Below are 16,694 nucleotides of genomic sequence, written 5' to 3' on the forward strand. Positions count from 1 at the left end.
AAAGTCAGTGCATGTAAAAATCTCCTTTTAAATCAAACCCATAAACTGTCGCGTCTAACCTATTCAACAGTCGAATAGATCTTTTTATTCTGCTGTTAATGTAAAGTGCTGTACCAAACTATTCAATTCTTCAGCTAATTCTGAAACTTGGGCAGCACTCGCAGATACTTCATCCATTGAACCAGAAATTTCTTGTGAAGCTGCTGACGTTTCTTCGACTCCTGCAGCAGATTCTTCGGAAACAGAAGCAATATCTCCGATAGAAACATCCATTTCTTTACTGTAAGCCAAAATATCTTGTAAATTAGCCGTAATTTTATTTACGCCGCTTGTAATATGTGAGATTTCAGCATTGATTGAACTCAACGTCATTCCTGTTTGTTTGATTTGTGCTGAGCCCTCGGTTACTTCTCTGTATCCGCTGCTTAAAGAGTCCATTACATCGAAAGATTCATTTTGAATCGTTTGGACAAAGTTGGTAATGTCTTTCACTGAGTTAGAGGTTTGTTCCGCTAATTTACGCACTTCATCTGCTACTACAGCAAAACCTTTACCGTGTTCCCCTGCACGCGCTGCTTCAATAGCTGCGTTCAACGCTAACAAGTTCGTTTGATCTGCTACATCTTTGATAACTTCTACCAATTTAGAAATTTCATTGGTTTGAGTGTTCAATCCAAACATTTTTTCAACGGCTTGACTGACTACATTGTCAATTTTAGTCATTTGTTCTGTTGAAGTGTTCATGAGAACTTGTCCGTTTTCAGACATTTCCAAGATATGAGCTGATTTTGTCTTAGCTTCACTGCTGGTTTCGTTAGCATCTTCAATAATCTTCACAAATGAATCCATCATAACGGCTAGTTCAGAAGCTGTCTCTGCTTGAGTTTCTGATCCAGATGCCATTTCCTGCATTGTTGTTGCAATTTGTTCAGCACCGCTTTTCACTTCCAAAGTAGCTTGCGTCAATTCTTCACTATGGCTGGAAGTAGTAGCCGAAATCGCACTGGCTTCTTTTAACACTTCTGCCGTTTGGCTGCTCATTTCATTAGCTGCTGTCATCAATTCTCCGATTTCATCTTGAGAAGTAACCACAAGCGGTTCAGAACTTAAATCTCCGGCTGCCATAATTTGCATGCGTTCTTTTAATTGTTTGATTGGTTTAGTCATATTATTAGCAACGATCAAAGCAATTGCAGTTCCGATAATTACTGTAAGTACTGAAATAATCACTAAGTTAGTTACCATCCAAGCACCGGACTGATTAACTTCTTGAGCTATTTCTTGAATTTCTTCTTCTCGATGAGCTGATAGTTCGTTAAAGGACTGAATCAATGCATCTCCTCGAGGAATAACTTCGGTCAACATCGTCATTTCAGCATAGGCAGTGTCCTCTCTCTCCATTGCTGAAATGACCTCATCTGTAAATGCTCCCCATTTAGTCTTTTGGTCAACTAACTCTTCAGCTTCAGGTGAACTGGATTTAGTTAAAAATTCATTCTCTAAAGCAATACTCGCATCGATTCTGTCATTGAACTTCTCTAAATACTGTGTGTCATCTGAAATCACATAGGCTTGTAGTAAATTCATGCGTTCAGCCATATTATTTGCAATGCCTTCATCTAAAATCAATAATGCCATATCTTCTTCTAATACTTTTTTCACAGCGTTATTTTGATTCGTAACACTGAATAAGTTGAATCCACTGCTGATCAAGACCAATAAAATGATGACACCAAAATTCATTAACAATTTTCCTTTGATCGTTTTCGCATTAAATTTACCTTTTAAGCTCCGAGATCGTTTTTTTAGATTATCTAAGTTTGTTTCATTTATATTGTTTGTAGTTTCCATTAGTTCTATTCCCTCACTTTTCTTATGTACATTTCTTTGCCTCACCGATACCTTTTCTTCCCTCCTCTTTTATGAAGCCCTCCCTATTTTTATCGCTGTAACCCATATCGGAAAAAAACAGCGTATATTAAGGAAAATAATGTGAATACTTTGTCACATTTTTGGATTACTACATTTTATTTAGTGGGTCTTCTATTTATATTTGAATTGGTAAATGGAATGCTTTCTTGTATACTGAAATTATTGGTTTTATCGGCATAGAAAGGTTGTGTGCTAAGGATGCACGTTTATATTGATGCGGATGCAAGTCCAGTGAAAAATATTGTGATCGAAGAGGGATTAAAACGCGGTCTTCCAGTCACCTTAGTAACCAGTATTGCACATTATTCTACCACTGAGTATCCACCAGGAGTTCAGACAGTTTATGTCGATACCGGAGCAGAAGCAGCTGACTACCGAATTATGCAGCTGGTAAAAAAAGAGGATCTATTGATCACTCAAGACTATGGTCTAGCTTCATTGTGTTTAGCAAAAGGCTGTTTAGTTTTACACCACACTGGTTTCCGTTATACTGCTGACAATATCGATCAGCTGTTGCAATCTCGCTACATGAGCGCCATGGTGCGAAAAAGCGGCAAACGGACTAAAGGACCGAAACCCTTTACTAATGAAGACCGGGATAAATTCAGAGAGTCGCTAAAGGGCGTTTTGGATTCTGTAGTATAAAAAAAGGTGCCAGCTATTTTTCGCTGACACCTTTTTTTGCAGCTGATTGGCTGAGTTAAGTAGTGTCTAAAGTGATGTGTGTGGGTTGTGTTTCTCATCGAGTGAGTGGTTATTTTGAGTTCACTTGATGAGTAAAGCGGGTTTTCTCATCGAGTGAGCGGTTATTTTGAGTTCACTTGATGAATAAAGCGGGTTTTCTCATCGAGTGAGCGGTTATTTTGAGTTCACTTGATGAATAAAGCGGGTTTTCTCATCGAGTGAGCGATTATTTTAGACTCACTTGATGAATAAAGGGGAATGGAGTTCGTAAAAAGTACTTTTGTAGTGCCCATGTGTATGAGAATGTCTCGCCAATACCCGTTGAACACGCTGTTCATCATATTCTTCTCCACACCAAAGAGTAATGAGTCGTTTCGTGACGTTCAATCCCGGATAAAGCAGATGACATTCGTCTGCCGAACGTATGATAGCATCTGAGGCCGTTTCTTTATACCCGCAAGCAGAACAGATGCGATTTTGACGCGTGTTTATATGATCAAATGAAAAACAGCGCGGACAGATAATTCCTTTCTTTAACACGGAAAAATCATATTGTGGCAAATCAAGCGGTCGATAGTTATCTATATGCAATGCGCACAACTGATTAGCAAGCTGACTCTGAGCCACGTTTGTCACTGAAGTTATTTTTGCCATCTGCTCAAAGTGGCGGGGTAATTGGTTTGCGAATATAAATGGTTTATCCCTAGGAAGTTCATATAAATAAAAGTCTGGATTGATAAAGACGACTTTCGATTTTATTTCCATTTGAAAGCCAAGTTTACGGACTAAATTATGAAGAAGTGGCTGACTACGATGGACTTGAGTTAGAGGATCCGAGATGATGAAATCCGACTGCCCATGAAGAGCCCCGTTTTTGTAATCATAACTGCCAGAATAATTTTTTATTTCATAAAGAAAAATCGTATTTTCCTTTAAAATAAGACAATCAATTTGAAACATTTGTCCATTTTCCTTAAGCAATAAATCGTTTATCACGAGATTATCAGCTGGCAGGATTTCTGGATAGATGTCAAAATCTGTTTCACCTTCGAAACCCTTAGTATGGTTGGAATACTCTTTTTTTTCTAAAACTTTGAGGTCGGTTCGGCAATTCAAAGATTCTAAAACTCTAAGTGTCAATGGCTTGGATCGTTTCTTGATAATCATAAAAAAGCTCCTCTCACAAAATAGTCATTACTCTATACTATTCGCAAAAAAAGGTTTGAATCTTTAAATGAATTGGATTTTATTATTCAAGTGGAAATTTAAAATAAGTTCAGTTGACGAATAAAACGTGTTTTCTCATTAAGTGAACAATATTTTCAGGCTCACTTGATGAGTAAAGCCACTTTACGCATCAAGCGAACAATAGTTTTGGGCTCACTTGAGGAATAAAGTGTCACCCTAATACTTTCTCATAAAAAATGACTCCAAAAATTAGATTTTACTCTAATTTTTGGAGTCATTATCTTTCTCATTGCCACATTTTTTTATCTTGGTGTTCCAAAAATTTGAGTAGCGTAGAGGACTTCCCCATCATAATGAATGCCTATGCCTACTTCTTCAAATTCAGGTTTGACCATATTTTCGTAATGCCCTTCACTGTTCTTCCAACCGTCAAAAATAACATCAGCCATACCGAGTTCATCTAAATAATAAGTAGCCATGGCTAAGTTTTCTCCTGCCAGTTGATAGCGGTATTCGTGACCTGTTTCTTCTAAAACAGTAAATGAATCGCTGCCATCCGGACGTGTGTGTTCAAACAATTCTTCCGTTTCGAGTGCACGTTGATCTGCAGCCAACTTTAATAGCTGGTTTTTCGTTACCGGTTGAACACCTACTTCAGTTCTTAATTCATTGAGCAACTCAAAAATCCGATTTTCAATGATTTTGTAATCAATTTCAGCAGAACTATTTTCAATTGCTGTTTCTTGTTGTTGTTCAGTCTTTGAATTTGAGTTAGTTTCTTCTTCAGGCAAACCTACCTGCATTCCTGGACTGAATTCATTTGGAACAGGAATCATATCGACGACATCATACAATAATTGTCCGACTTGAGTTCCATCTAATATATTGGTCGCTGCCAGCCAAAACCCGAACATTATCGAAATTAAAACGCTAACGATAAAACCTAGTAATTTTGTCATCTAAGCTTCCTTTCTATTTTTTCTTAGAATAATTATACCAGATATCCACTTATCATGTTGTGAACAATTCTTTTTGACGAAAAGTGACCAGCAAATAGAAAAAAATGGAAGTAAAGCTATACAAAAACAAGCCACTCATCTTTAGCAGAGTAGCTTGTTAGATAGAAAATCAACTTAATCTTCTTTTAAAAGGATATTCAATACTAGTGCAACGATAGTTCCAGCTGAAATGCCTGAAGAAAATAATCCACCAAGAATGCCAGGTAATCCTGCCACAACTTCCGGTCTGAAAGCAACACCCAGACCCACTCCAATGGCAGAAGAAACGATCAATAAGTTGCGGTTGTTCATTTTGACGCGTGAAAGTGATTTGATCCCTGCTCCAGCCACTGTACCGAACATTAGAATTCCGGCTCCACCTAACACCGGCATCGGCATAATAGACACCAATGTTGCAAATTTAGGGAAGAAGCTCATTGAGATCAAAATAAATCCAGCAGCAATCGCTACAGTACGTGAAGCGTTTCTAGTCAATGGAATCAAACCAGCATTTTGACTAAATGTAGCAACCGGTCCAGACCCTAGAGCTGGTCCAATAAAGGAACCCACTCCATCTGCACGAACGCCATTTGCAATGTCCTCGTCAGATAATTTTGTTTGTGTTACTTCACCGATCGTTTGCATAACTCCCACTGTTTCAATAACCGTTACTAAATACCCAGCTAAGAATGGAATCGCAAAACGAATGTCAAATGAAATTCCAAATTTGAACAATTGAGGGAAAGCAAACCATTTTGCTTGAGCTACTTGAGAGAAATCTACCATTCCAAGCGGGATACAAACGATGTACCCTACTACGATACCGATCAAGACAGCTGCTGGTGCGATACGGCTGCTACCATAATGGTTGATAGCCAGAATAATCAAAAATACAAGAGTAGCGATAATCAAGTTAAACGGATCTCCATAACTCGCAGCGCCTACACCACCGCCGACCCATTCAAAGGCAACTGGCATAAGAGTCATTCCCATCAGAGCAATGACTGAGCCCGTTACAACAGGAGGAAAAAATTTCATTAACGGTTTGACGAAATAACTAAGACCAATCTCCAGTAAAGCTCCCATCATCGTTCCGCCTAAATACCCTGCAATTCCGCCGCCCATCGTATTGATGACCGCATTAGCAGGACCGACAAAGCCAAAATCTGTGCCCATGATTGTTGGGACTCCAGCACCAACTCTAAAACGTTTAGGGCCGAAACCTTTTGATTGAATAATAGAAACAATTCCTGAAACCAATAATGCAGCACTGATCATATAAGCTGTATCCGTTACACCAAATCCAGCAATCCCAGCAATGACTAAGGGAACAGCTACCAAGCCTCCAAAAGCGGTTAATACATTTTGAAAACCTAAAATAGTTGTGGTCACAAGATCTGGTTTGTCCTCAATGCCATAGTTTAAAGTTAAACTGTCGTCCTGTTCCTTTAAATTTCCCGCGTTTCTGCCAACTACCTGATGCTGCATGTTCTCTTCCACGTTAATCCTCCTGTTTTAACGAACTTTTATTTTATGCTATTATCTAATCGTTCGTTTATTAATGTGATAGTGCCATTATAATCCCCGTTGTTAGAATTGTAAAGCATTTTAGCGAACATTTTTATATTAGTTATTTCAAATCATTCGCTTTTGTGCTCATTTCTATTCTTATAACACTTTCTCATACATAATATAGCTTAAATGAATTCTTTTTAAGAAATCATTGAGGACAATTTTATGTTGTGGTAAACTATAGACGTATTTATGAAAGCGTTTCCTACTATTCTTTATTGCTCGCTAATTCACATAAACAAAAATTTAAAGGAGGAATTACAATGTCAAACTACTTAGAATGGGATTTTTTGACAGATTTTGTTGAAAAAGCCTTTGTTGCTTATGGAGTACCAGAAGAAGATGCCAAAATTTGTGCGGATGTCTTATTGCAGTCAGACAAAAAAGGAATCGAAAGTCACGGTGTAAATCGTTTTAAACCGATTTACATAGACCGGATAAAAGATGGTGTACAGAATCCAGTCACAAACTTTGAAATTTTACGTGAAACTCCTACTACTGTTGTTGTGGATGGTCATGACGGAATGGGTCAAGTAATTGGATATCGTTCAATGAAAATGGCTATTGAAAAAGCGAAGAAATATGGCATGGGGATGGTGGCGGTTCGCAATTCTACCCATTACGGAATCGCTGGATATCATACGGATATGGCGGCTGATGCCGGATGCATCGGTATGTCCGGAACAAATGCTCGTCCTTCTATCGCCCCTACTTTTGGAGTCGAAAATAAATTGGGAACCAACCCGTTAACGGTTAGTTTTCCAACAGATGAAGCTTTCCACTTCTCATTAGACTGCGCAACATCTATTATACAAAGAGGAAAAATTGAATTGTATGCACGTGAAGGCAAAGATACTCCTGAGGGAACCGTCATTGGACGCGATGGATCGGCCCTTACCGACTCCAACCAAATTTTAAATGATCTCCAATCTGGTGAAGCAGCCTTAGCTCCATTAGGCGGAATCGGAGAAGAACTGTCTGGCTATAAAGGTTACGGATATGCTACTATTGTAGAGGTATTATCTGCTGCTTTGCAGCAAGGGAGCTTTTTGAGTATGTTGTCAGGGATCGGGGAAAATGGAGAAAAAACAAAATTCCATTTAGGACATTTCTTTATTGCGATCGATACTGAAGCATTTATGGGATTGGACAGCTTTAAGAAAACTGCTGGAGACATTATGCGCGAATTACGGACCTCTGAAAAAGCACCCGGAGCAGAACGGATCTATACAGCAGGAGAAAAAGAATATTTGATTTGGAAAGAACGGGAAAAAACAGGATTGCCGGTAAATGAATCTGTTCAAAAAGAACTGTTGGCGATTCGAGACGATGCCGGACTTACCGACTTTCATTTCCCATTTGAAAATTGAGGAGACCTTGATATGGATGTAAGAAAAGAAGCATTAGAAAAGCATTACGAATGGAACGGTAAAATTGAAGTGATCAGCCGGGCTAAGATCACAAGTCGTGAAGATTTAGCTTTAGCCTACACCCCAGGAGTAGCTGAAGCTTGCTTAGCGATTGAAAAAGAGCCTGAAAAAGCCTACCAACTGACTCGAAGAAATAATTTAGTCGGCGTTATTACCAATGGAACAGCGGTACTGGGACTAGGAAACATTGGGCCAAGTGCCTCTATGCCGGTAATGGAGGGAAAATGTGTTTTATTTAAGGAGTTTGCAGATGTAGATGCATTTCCGATTTGTATAGAAGCAACCGATGTAGACACCGCTGTTCAGACTATTCAGCAAATAGCCGGCAGTTTTGGGGGCATCAATTTAGAAGATATCGCTGCTCCAGAATGTTTTGAGATCGAGCGTCGTTTGAAAGAATCATTGGATATCCCTGTATTCCATGATGATCAGCATGGTACGGCAATCGTGGTAGTAGCGGGACTGATCAATGCTTTAAAATTAGTCAACAAGTCCTTTGGAGACATCAAGGTCGTAGTCAATGGGGCTGGATCTGCTGGTATCGCTGTCGCTAAACATTTGCTCAGTTTTGGAGTCAAGGATTTGATCCTAGCAGATAAAAAAGGCATCCTGTCATCAGCTTCTTCTGACTTGAACAGTGAGCAGCAAAAAATGATGGACGTCACTAATTTGGATAATGTTCAAGGAGACCTCGCAACAGCATTAAAAAGAGCTGACGTGTTTATCGGCGTCTCTGCTCCCAACATTTTAAGTACTGAAATGGTCAAAAAAATGAACCGGGATGCGATTGTGTTCGCGATGGCCAATCCGACTCCTGAAATCATGCCGGATAAAGCTAAAGAAGCTGGTGTGGCAGTTATTGGTACGGGACGCAGCGATTTCCCAAACCAGGTGAATAATGTATTGGCTTTCCCTGGTATCTTCAAAGGCGCTTTAGCTGTGAGAGCCAGTGACATCAATGAGGAAATGAAAATAGCGGCTTCGGTTGCCATTGCTGAGTTGATTGAACCAGCTGAATTGTCACCCGATTATATTATTCCAGATGCGTTGGATAAAAGAGTAGCTAGTGTCGTAACTGAAGCTGTAAAAAAAGCAGCTGTTGAGACTGGTGTAGCTAGAATTTAATAGCTTTTCTATTGGGAAATAGGACTATCATAAAAATGAGATAGTCCTATTTTGTTGTCTTGTGATGGCTATTGCAAGAAATAAAAAAATGGAGACGGATCTTACTAAGTGAATAGCGGCCATCTCACTCTGATGAAAAGTCCAAATGGCTCTTAATAAATAAATAGCAGCCATCTCACTCTGAGAAAAAGTCCAAATGGCTCTTAATAGGCAAATAGCGGCCATCTCACGCTGAGGAAAAGTCCAAATGGCTCTTAATAGGCAAATAGCAGCCATCTCACTCTGAGAAAAAGTCCAAATGGCTCTTATTAAGCGAATTGCGGCCATCTCACGCTGAGGAAAAGTCCAAATGGCTCTTAATAAACAAATAGCAGCCATCTCACTCTGAGAAAAAGTCCAAATGGCTCTTATTAAGCGAATTGCGGCCATCTCACTCTGAGAAAAAGTCCAAATGGCTCTTAATAGGCAAATAGCAGCCATCTCACTCTGAGAAAAAGTTCAAATAGCTCTTAATAAACGAATAGCGGCCATTTCGAACTAAAAAAAAGTCCAAATGGCTTTTACTAGCCAATAACAACTATTTGTGGGCAATAAAAAAAGAAGCTGCCTAAAAATCGACTCAACCCACTCAACTTTTGGACTAACTCCTCAGTTTAAACTATTAAATTACTAAGCTTAATTTTTTTTCACCACTACAAAGTAATTGTTTTCGCTATCTGCGAAATTAAATCCTTTACCAGACGATGTGGTCACCATCTCACCTACTGTTATGCCTTTTTGTTTGAATGTCTCATATAGTTCTTCTACATTTGGAGTGTAAAACATCAAAGATGGCGTAGTCAACGTCAGTTCAGGCTCTAATTTTGAAATAATTTTTTTGTCATGCAATATAAAACTGGTTTGTGCATCCATTGAAGGAACGATTTCTATCCATCTGATACCATTTTCAGTTTGGTCGTCTACAACAGAAAATCCGATTTGTTGTGTCCAAAAATTCTTAGCTTCTTCTTGATTATCGACATACAACATAATTCTGCCTATTTCTTGAATCATATGTTGCTCCTTTCTTTTCTGCTCGCAAAACAAAAAGAGAACCTCTTGAAAAGCCTGTACTTTTCAAAAGGTCCATTATTTTTAAGACATCCCCGGTTTCAACACTACTTTAATGTTGTTGTCAGCTTTTTTATCAAATAAATCATACGCTTCAGCAGCTTTTTCCAAAGGCATCGTATGCGTAATGATATCGGTCGGGTCAAAATCTCCTCTTTCGATCATGTCGTATATCGTAGGCATCAAGTGAATAACTGGAGCCTGCCCCATTTTAATGTCCACATTTCGAGTAAAGAAATTCTGGAATGGGAAACTTGCAGCTGGTGTCATATATACTCCAGTGACCATAAGGGTACCGAATTTTTTAACACATTCACTCGCTGTTTGCAGTGGCGAATAAGAACCGCTTTGCAATGTTATAAAGTCTTTGGCTTTTTCTTTCGCTGGTTTCACTCCGTCCATTCCGACACAATCAATGACGATTTCGGCTCCGCCTTTTGTCATCTCGTACAATTGATCCCCAACCTCAGAAACATCAGAAAAATTAACGATCTCTACACCATTCATTTTTTTAGCATGTTGTAAGCGATGGTCTACATTATCGACGGCAATCACACGTTTGGCGCCTTTCATTTTGGCAAATTTTTGCACGAACAATCCTACTGGACCCGAACCTAGGACAATAACCGTATCGCCTGGCTTCATGCCGCTGTGCTCGACACTCCAATAAGCTGTTGGTAAAATATCAGATAAAAACAAGACTTTTTCATCCGGCAAATTGCTTTCAGGCACGACAAAGGAGGTGAAATCAGCAAAAGGTACTCGTAAGTATTCCGCTTGCCCTCCAGGATAGTTTCCGTTCATTTTACCAAATCCAAACAATCCACCTTGATCAAATATCGGATTCGGATTAGAATTGTCACATTGACTTTCCATATGATGGGCACAAAATTGACAGTCTCCACAGCCAATGTTAAACGGAATCACTACTCGGTCGCCTTTTTTAACTTTTTTGACGGCTGATCCCACTTCTTCTACGATTCCCATCGGCTCATGTCCGACCACATAATCTTCTTCCATTACCGGCTTTCCGTTATGGTACAAATGCAAATCAGATCCGCATATAGCTGTAGCGGTGATTCGAATCACCATATCTGTCGGCTCTTGAATCGTTGGATCCGGAACGGTTTTAACTTCCATTTTTTCATTTCCTTGCCAAGTTACTGCGCGCATACTATCTCTCCTCTTTTTATAAGATGATTGATGAAGCTGTGTATGTAAGCAGTTTAACATCTTTTTCATGGAGAATAAAAAGTTACGGCTTTAAAGAATGGTTCTTTTTCATCATTTTTTACGTTCCTTTTTCAATTGCGTCAAATGATTTTTGCGCATCAAAGGAAGGGCCACGGCTAACAGCACAGCTGTAAACGGAAAACCTCCATCTGAAGCCAACCATTCAAAAACGGATACCGGTACATATACGGCGTAAATAAAAATCATTAATCCTATGTAAATCTTGCGCCATTTTTTTCTGATATAGACATATCTATTACTCCTCTCTTTCAGTATCTCACTAAAAAATACCATAATTTATATAAATTTCCTAACAGATAGAATTAGAGTTGAAACATTATTTTCAGATGCATTCAACTTGTAAAAAGTGCTACACTGAATACACATCACAATTGTATGAAAGGATGAAAAACATGGAATATATAGAACAATCCCTTTATTACCTTAATAATCAAGAGCAGTCCACAGAAGATCTCAGCCCATTTGAACAATTAAGCGGGAAAAATGTGTACGAAGTCATTCGAGTCCGAGAAGGGATACCTCTTTTTCTGGAAGACCATTTGCATCGCTTCAGACGGTCTGCTTTATCAGTTGGAATTCCTTTGGCAGAGTCAGACGACGTATTGACGGAGCGTTTGTACCAATTAGTAGCCAAAAATGAAGTCTCCAATCAAAACATCAAATTGATTTTAAATAAAGATGTAGGCTTGCTGTCTTTTTTTACTAAGAGCCCTTACCCTCCAGAATCGTACTACCGCACAGGGATGAAAACAACTTTGCTGAAATTGGAAAGACAAGATCCTAATATCAAGATACAGCGGGAAGAATACCAAAAAACGGTGCTGGCGGAACGTGAAAAGACGGGTGCCTATGAAGTATTGCTAGTTGACCAGCACGACAATGTCACGGAAGGCAGCCGCTCGAATTTATTTATCGTTAAAGATGGTAAATTGCATACGTCCCCGGCGAAAACAGTGCTGTTGGGTATCGTTCGTTCAAAAGTAGTCTCTATTTGTCAGGAACAAGGCATTGAGATCGTGGAGCAACCTATTCCTGCTGCCGAATTATCGGTAATTGAAGGTGCCTTTATCTCAGGAACCGGCAATGATGTCTTGCCGATTGCTTCGATTGATGACATTGTACTCGACCCTGCCAAAAATCCTATTATCCAGACCATCATGACTGAATACAAACAATTAACAGAAAGCTATATCCTGCATCACAAGAATCGGTGATCTGATAACAGAAAAAACACGAAAAGTTCCTTTTACTGAACTTTTCGTGTTTCTTTTTTTGCTCTTCATCTTCTATCGTTGGTAAAGAAATTTCTTCCGGCCTATGGGGTTGCTTATGGAACACCATGGGAACGCCTTGGTGCTGACCCCTAAAAGTTAGAGTTAAAAAGAAGTGTATTTTCTACTCACCAACGTCAAATGTTGTAGAACCTCTTTTTTTATGGCTCTCATCAAGAAATTTCTTCATCCACATTTTTGATGTAGAACGTTAATAGCTAGCTTATTTTAGCCAGTTCTTCCCTCAATGTTTCTGTTGGATGTTCCCCCAGCGGGTATTCGATCGCGATATTCACGGTGACCGGAACTCGTGACAGAATTTCTTTCGTCGGTACATCCCCTTCTCCATTCAAGGTTGGTGCAAGAGTTAATTTAGAGACATCTTTCAAATGAATATAGCTGATTTCCTCTTCCAATACTGCAAAACTTGTTAGTGGATCTTCATCCACATACAAGCAATTCCCTGTATCAAATGTGACACTCACTGGCAAACTTTTCCCTTTTAACACTTGGATGAAATTGTAAAGAGTCTCTGCTTTAGCAAATGTTGGGTCTTGACCATTTTCCAGCGTTAAATTCTCGATTCCGTAAGTATCCAATAAGCGACGCAAGGCATCCGCTTCTTCTTGAGGAACATCCGCAGCATATCCAGCAGTAAATTTCACTTGTTTAGCTCCCAGTAGTTGAGCTTCTTTAAAGTACCCTTCTAATTGATTTAGCGGCAATAATTTGTCTTCAAACAAGACTTCAGGAATGGCATAAAAAAGTTCGATCCCCAACTCGGCTGCTTCTAGCTGAATAGAGTTCAAATCTTCCTCGTCATGAACATATTCTCTTCGCACTTCGATTTTTGTGATCCCAGCAGCTTTAATCTCTTTAAAAAATTGTACTTGGCTGGTCGTTTCATTTACCGCTGCCTCATAAGCCAGCATATTGACTGCTAATTGATTGTTTTCCATTCTTATCCCATACTTTCTCTATTTTTATTGTGGTTCTTTAGGCTGATTGGTTTAGTGGAAATCACTTAAAACTTTAATGGCCTGAAAATGTAACACGCTTACTTTGTACGCCTTAGTCGCCTTGCTCCTATATTTTTTTTGTGCTTTAATTATACTATACCGATTTTTTTCATCAAAAGAAAGAAAGGGTGAATCTATTGAAGCAATCTGCCAAACGTTATGGGTTATTTTTGATCAGCGTCTGGATAATTGGTCTAGGTATCAGCATCATTACACAAAATAACCTTGGAACGACCGCTGTCACCAGTCTTCCTTTTGTATTAAACGCTATTTTTCCTTTCAGTTTCGGTACATTTACCATGCTGATGAATATTTTCTTCGTCTTTCTACAATTGCTGATCTTGAAAAAAGACTTTCAGAAAAAACAATACTTGCAATTTCTTGTCGGTCCTCTATTAGGACTCTCGATCGATTCAAACGGGACTGTCTTCAGCTTTTTACAAACTAGTCCTTATGCAGCCAAGCTCCTCTTTATTCTAATTGGTTGTGTGGTTTTAGCATTTGGGATATTTTTACAACTCTCTTCTCAGACCATTTACAATCCTAGTGAAGGAATCGTCAACACTTTAGCGATAGCATTTCACAAATCTTTTGGCGATAGCATTTCACAAATCTTTTGGAAATGTAAAACTGATTTTTGACAATGGATTGATCGTCTTTTCTGTCATCCTTTCTTTAATTGTCTTGGGTAATGTTACTGGAATCCGAGAAGGAACAGTACTATCAGCTTTTCTGATTGGCCCTTTCACAAATTTCTTTAAGCAGCACCTCAGTACTTTTTTCAATTTGGCTCCAACTAAATAATTACTGTATAATGAGGAGGAAGAAAAATGCTAAAAGCTCTATATATCTTAAATGAAGGTTTATTTGATGCTGTTTATCCAAAAGAAGTCCAAACTGAAATAGCAGAACGTGTTGAAGTGCTTCATGGTCCTTTAACCAGTGAATCGTGTTTTGAACATCCAGAATTGCTGCAAGAAGTAGAAGTGATTTTTTCAGGCTGGGGAGCACCTGTTTTTGATGACCACTTCTTAGAATTAGCGCCTAATTTAAAAGCGATTTTTTACGCAGCTGGAACCATGAAAGCACTTTTGACCGATGCTGTTTGGGAACGTGAACTGATTGTGACTACTGCCAATACAGCCAATGCCATCCCGGTAGCTGAATTTACGCTGAGTCAGATTTTATTTGCGTTAAAAAATGGTTGGGAATTGCGCGAACAAGCTCGACAAGACCGAACATATCAATTCGGTGATTTTCCATTTGTATTTGGCAGTTACAATCGGAACATTGGGTTGATCTCATTAAGTCAAGTTGGCAGAAAAGTGTTGGACTATTTAAAACCCTTTGATGTAAATGTACTGGCTTATGATCCCTTTGTATCTGATCAAGAAGCTGCCGAACTGAACGTTACTAAAGTAACTTTAACAGACTTGTTTAAAGAGTCTGAAATCGTCTCCCTGCATTCTCCTTTGCTTCCTGAAACTACTGGAATGATCACTGGAGAATTATTGAAATCCATGAAACCACATGCGACTTTCATCAATACCGCACGGGGTGCTATCGTTAACGAAGATCAAATGATCGCTGTTTTGAAGGAAAGGACCGATTTAACAGCTGTTTTAGATGTCACTTATCCTGAGCCGCCCGTAATCGACTCGCCTTTATACGATATGAAAAATGTGGTTCTTACTCCGCACATTGCTGGGAGCGCAGGAACGGAAGTCGGGCGAATGGGAGCTTATATGCTAAGCGAGTTGAAACATTACTTAGCCGACGAGCCATTAGATTATCAAATTACCAAAGAAAAATACCAACATATGGCTTAGGAGGATTTAAATGAAAACAGGATTGTGTTCCGTTACATTTCGTGACCGTTCTATAGAAGAGATCGTTCAGTTGGCAAAAGAAGCTGAGCTTGAGGCTATTGAATGGGGAGGCAAAGGTCATGTGCCTCACGAAGATTTAAAGGCTGCAAAAAAAGCCGCTCGTCTTACTGAAGAAGCCGGATTAGTCGTGTCTTCTTATGGTTCTTACTACATAGCTGGATCTACTGAACCTTTTCAAGGTGTGTTAAGAACTGCTCAAGAACTAAATACTAAAATGATCCGTATCTGGGCCGGCGATGTTGGTTCTGATGAAACAGATGAAGCAAAATTCGATATGATCGTTCGTGATGTTAAACTGAATGCTCATTCGGCACAAAACCTTGGCATTACACTTAATTTTGAATACCACAGCAATACCTTGACCGATACTCCCGAAAGTGCCATTAAACTGTTGGAAGCCATCAATGAACCAAACGTAAAGTTGTATTGGCAGCCAGCTGAAAGCTTATCCTTTGGTCAACGTATAGCCAGTCTTCCATTATTGAAACCTTGGTTGACGAATGTCCATGTTTTTCATTGGCAAGATTACCATACGCGTTATACGTTAGAAGAAGGGGCTAAAGAATGGGCTTCCTATTTTGAGATTCTCTCTCCTTCTACGTCACCCGAACACTTTGCTTTACTGGAATTTGTCAAAGACAACTCACCTGAACAAATGAAAAAAGACGCTGAAGACTTGAAGCAGTTGCTTCATCACGAGTAACACTACTCTCTTAAAATCCCCTCAGCCACTGACAAATTTTCTCAGTGGCTGAGGGGATTTTTTGTATGAATAGGTTTAGTTATCGAGTGAGCTTTTATTTTGTTGTCACTTGACTAGTAAAGCAGGCTTATTCTTCGAGTGGGCTTTTATTTTGTCGTCACTTGACTAGTAAAGCAGGCTTATTCTTCAAGTGGGCTTTTATTTTGTCGTCACTTGACTAGTAAAGCAGGCTTATTCTTCGAGTGGGCTTTTATTTTGTCGTCACTTGACTAGTAAAGCGGGCTTATTCTTCAAGTGGGCTTTTATTTTATCGTCACTTGACTAATAAAGCGGACTTATTCTTCAAGTGGGCTTTTATTTTGTCGTCACTTGACTAATAAAGCGGGCTTATTCTTCAAGTGGGCTTTTATTTTATCGTCACTTGACTAATAAAGCGGACTTATTCTTCAAGTGAGCTTTTATTTTGTCGTCACTTGACTAATAAAGCGGGCTTATTCTTCAAGCGAGCTTTTATTTTGT

15 protein-coding genes are annotated in these 16,694 nt (G+C 39.2%); 7 read left to right on the forward strand and 8 right to left on the reverse strand.

What is annotated here, in order from left to right:
• Positions 1-84: 84 nt before the first annotated feature.
• A complete protein-coding gene (locus ACEN4L_RS04640; RefSeq protein WP_407096173.1) occupies positions 85-1,851 on the reverse strand; it encodes a methyl-accepting chemotaxis protein in 1,767 nt (588 codons plus the stop codon).
• Positions 1,852-2,130: 279 nt separating this feature from the next.
• Here ACEN4L_RS04640 and ACEN4L_RS04645 point away from each other — a divergent pair, with 279 nt between their 5' ends.
• The gene (locus ACEN4L_RS04645) at positions 2,131-2,577 is read left to right on the forward strand and encodes a YaiI/YqxD family protein (protein WP_407096174.1); all 447 of its coding nucleotides are present in this window, start codon (positions 2,131-2,133) and stop codon (positions 2,575-2,577) included.
• 276 nt (positions 2,578-2,853) lie between these two features.
• Here the strand turns inward: ACEN4L_RS04645 and ACEN4L_RS04650 are convergent, their stop codons facing one another.
• The 3 genes from ACEN4L_RS04650 to ACEN4L_RS04660 all read right to left on the reverse strand — a co-directional run bounded on the left by ACEN4L_RS04650 (position 2,854) and on the right by ACEN4L_RS04660 (position 6,302).
• Entirely contained in the window at positions 2,854-3,783 is a 930-nt protein-coding gene (locus ACEN4L_RS04650) for a nuclease-related domain-containing protein (RefSeq protein WP_407096175.1), read from the reverse strand.
• 323 nt (positions 3,784-4,106) lie between these two features.
• Positions 4,107-4,763: a CAP domain-containing protein gene (locus ACEN4L_RS04655; RefSeq protein ID WP_407096176.1), complete on the reverse strand. Its 657-nt coding sequence runs from the start codon at positions 4,761-4,763 to the stop codon at positions 4,107-4,109.
• 174 nt (positions 4,764-4,937) lie between these two features.
• Positions 4,938-6,302 carry a uracil-xanthine permease family protein gene (locus tag ACEN4L_RS04660; protein WP_407096177.1) on the reverse strand — a complete coding sequence of 455 codons (1,365 nt, stop codon included), beginning with the start codon at positions 6,300-6,302 and terminating at the stop codon, positions 4,938-4,940.
• A 335-nt stretch (positions 6,303-6,637) separates the two neighbouring features.
• On the opposite strand from ACEN4L_RS04660, the gene ACEN4L_RS04665 reads away from it, so the two are divergent.
• Both ACEN4L_RS04665 and ACEN4L_RS04670 read left to right on the forward strand, forming a co-directional pair.
• Positions 6,638-7,744: an Ldh family oxidoreductase gene (locus ACEN4L_RS04665; RefSeq protein ID WP_407096178.1), complete on the forward strand. Its 1,107-nt coding sequence runs from the start codon at positions 6,638-6,640 to the stop codon at positions 7,742-7,744.
• 12 nt (positions 7,745-7,756) lie between these two features.
• Complete coding sequence (locus tag ACEN4L_RS04670) at positions 7,757-8,929, forward strand: NADP-dependent malic enzyme (protein ID WP_407096179.1); 1,173 nt, start codon at positions 7,757-7,759, stop codon at positions 8,927-8,929.
• 675 nt (positions 8,930-9,604) lie between these two features.
• On the opposite strand, the gene ACEN4L_RS04675 is transcribed toward ACEN4L_RS04670, so the two are convergent.
• From ACEN4L_RS04675 to ACEN4L_RS04685, 3 genes are all read right to left on the reverse strand, one after another.
• Complete coding sequence (locus ACEN4L_RS04675; RefSeq protein ID WP_407096180.1) at positions 9,605-9,982, reverse strand: VOC family protein; 378 nt, start codon at positions 9,980-9,982, stop codon at positions 9,605-9,607.
• An 81-nt stretch (positions 9,983-10,063) separates the two neighbouring features.
• Positions 10,064-11,212, reverse strand: coding sequence for a zinc-dependent alcohol dehydrogenase (locus tag ACEN4L_RS04680; protein ID WP_407096181.1), 1,149 nt, complete (start codon positions 11,210-11,212; stop codon positions 10,064-10,066).
• A gap of 111 nt (positions 11,213-11,323) precedes the next feature.
• Positions 11,324-11,479, reverse strand: coding sequence for a hypothetical protein (locus tag ACEN4L_RS04685; protein ID WP_407096182.1), 156 nt, complete (start codon positions 11,477-11,479; stop codon positions 11,324-11,326).
• Positions 11,480-11,685: 206 nt separating this feature from the next.
• Between ACEN4L_RS04685 and ACEN4L_RS04690 the strand changes: the two genes are divergently transcribed.
• On the forward strand, positions 11,686-12,507 hold the full coding sequence (locus tag ACEN4L_RS04690) for an aminotransferase class IV (protein ID WP_407096183.1): 822 nt from the start codon (positions 11,686-11,688) through the stop codon (positions 12,505-12,507).
• Positions 12,508-12,782: 275 nt separating this feature from the next.
• Here the strand turns inward: ACEN4L_RS04690 and ACEN4L_RS04695 are convergent, their stop codons facing one another.
• Positions 12,783-13,523 carry a sugar phosphate isomerase/epimerase family protein gene (locus tag ACEN4L_RS04695; RefSeq protein ID WP_407096184.1) on the reverse strand — a complete coding sequence of 247 codons (741 nt, stop codon included), beginning with the start codon at positions 13,521-13,523 and terminating at the stop codon, positions 12,783-12,785.
• A 188-nt stretch (positions 13,524-13,711) separates the two neighbouring features.
• Between ACEN4L_RS04695 and ACEN4L_RS04700 the strand changes: the two genes are divergently transcribed.
• The 3 genes from ACEN4L_RS04700 to ACEN4L_RS04710 all read left to right on the forward strand — a co-directional run bounded on the left by ACEN4L_RS04700 (position 13,712) and on the right by ACEN4L_RS04710 (position 16,175).
• On the forward strand, positions 13,712-14,224 hold the full coding sequence (locus ACEN4L_RS04700; RefSeq protein ID WP_407123583.1) for a YczE/YyaS/YitT family protein: 513 nt from the start codon (positions 13,712-13,714) through the stop codon (positions 14,222-14,224).
• Between the two features lie 189 nt (positions 14,225-14,413).
• On the forward strand, positions 14,414-15,412 hold the full coding sequence (locus ACEN4L_RS04705; RefSeq protein WP_407096186.1) for a hydroxyacid dehydrogenase: 999 nt from the start codon (positions 14,414-14,416) through the stop codon (positions 15,410-15,412).
• Positions 15,413-15,422: 10 nt separating this feature from the next.
• Complete coding sequence (locus ACEN4L_RS04710) at positions 15,423-16,175, forward strand: sugar phosphate isomerase/epimerase family protein (RefSeq protein ID WP_407096187.1); 753 nt, start codon at positions 15,423-15,425, stop codon at positions 16,173-16,175.
• Positions 16,176-16,694 lie beyond the last annotated feature (519 nt).

The organism is Desemzia sp. FAM 23988 (assembly GCF_045528365.1).
Taxonomy (GTDB): Bacteria; Bacillota; Bacilli; order Lactobacillales; family Carnobacteriaceae; genus Desemzia.

Coding starts and splice junctions, on each gene's coding strand:
- ACEN4L_RS04705 (WP_407096186.1), top strand. CDS start 14,414: ATGCTAAAAGCTCTATATATCTTAAATGAAGGTTTATTTGATGCTGTT.
- ACEN4L_RS04640 (WP_407096173.1), bottom strand. CDS start 1,851: ATGGAAACTACAAACAATATAAATGAAACAAACTTAGATAATCTAAAA.
- ACEN4L_RS04710 (WP_407096187.1), top strand. CDS start 15,423: ATGAAAACAGGATTGTGTTCCGTTACATTTCGTGACCGTTCTATAGAA.
- ACEN4L_RS04685 (WP_407096182.1), bottom strand. CDS start 11,479: ATGATTTTTATTTACGCCGTATATGTACCGGTATCCGTTTTTGAATGG.
- ACEN4L_RS04690 (WP_407096183.1), top strand. CDS start 11,686: ATGGAATATATAGAACAATCCCTTTATTACCTTAATAATCAAGAGCAG.
- ACEN4L_RS04675 (WP_407096180.1), bottom strand. CDS start 9,982: ATGATTCAAGAAATAGGCAGAATTATGTTGTATGTCGATAATCAAGAA.
- ACEN4L_RS04695 (WP_407096184.1), bottom strand. CDS start 13,523: ATGGAAAACAATCAATTAGCAGTCAATATGCTGGCTTATGAGGCAGCG.
- ACEN4L_RS04665 (WP_407096178.1), top strand. CDS start 6,638: ATGTCAAACTACTTAGAATGGGATTTTTTGACAGATTTTGTTGAAAAA.
- ACEN4L_RS04645 (WP_407096174.1), top strand. CDS start 2,131: ATGCACGTTTATATTGATGCGGATGCAAGTCCAGTGAAAAATATTGTG.
- ACEN4L_RS04680 (WP_407096181.1), bottom strand. CDS start 11,212: ATGCGCGCAGTAACTTGGCAAGGAAATGAAAAAATGGAAGTTAAAACC.
- ACEN4L_RS04670 (WP_407096179.1), top strand. CDS start 7,757: ATGGATGTAAGAAAAGAAGCATTAGAAAAGCATTACGAATGGAACGGT.
- ACEN4L_RS04655 (WP_407096176.1), bottom strand. CDS start 4,763: ATGACAAAATTACTAGGTTTTATCGTTAGCGTTTTAATTTCGATAATG.
- ACEN4L_RS04650 (WP_407096175.1), bottom strand. CDS start 3,783: ATGATTATCAAGAAACGATCCAAGCCATTGACACTTAGAGTTTTAGAA.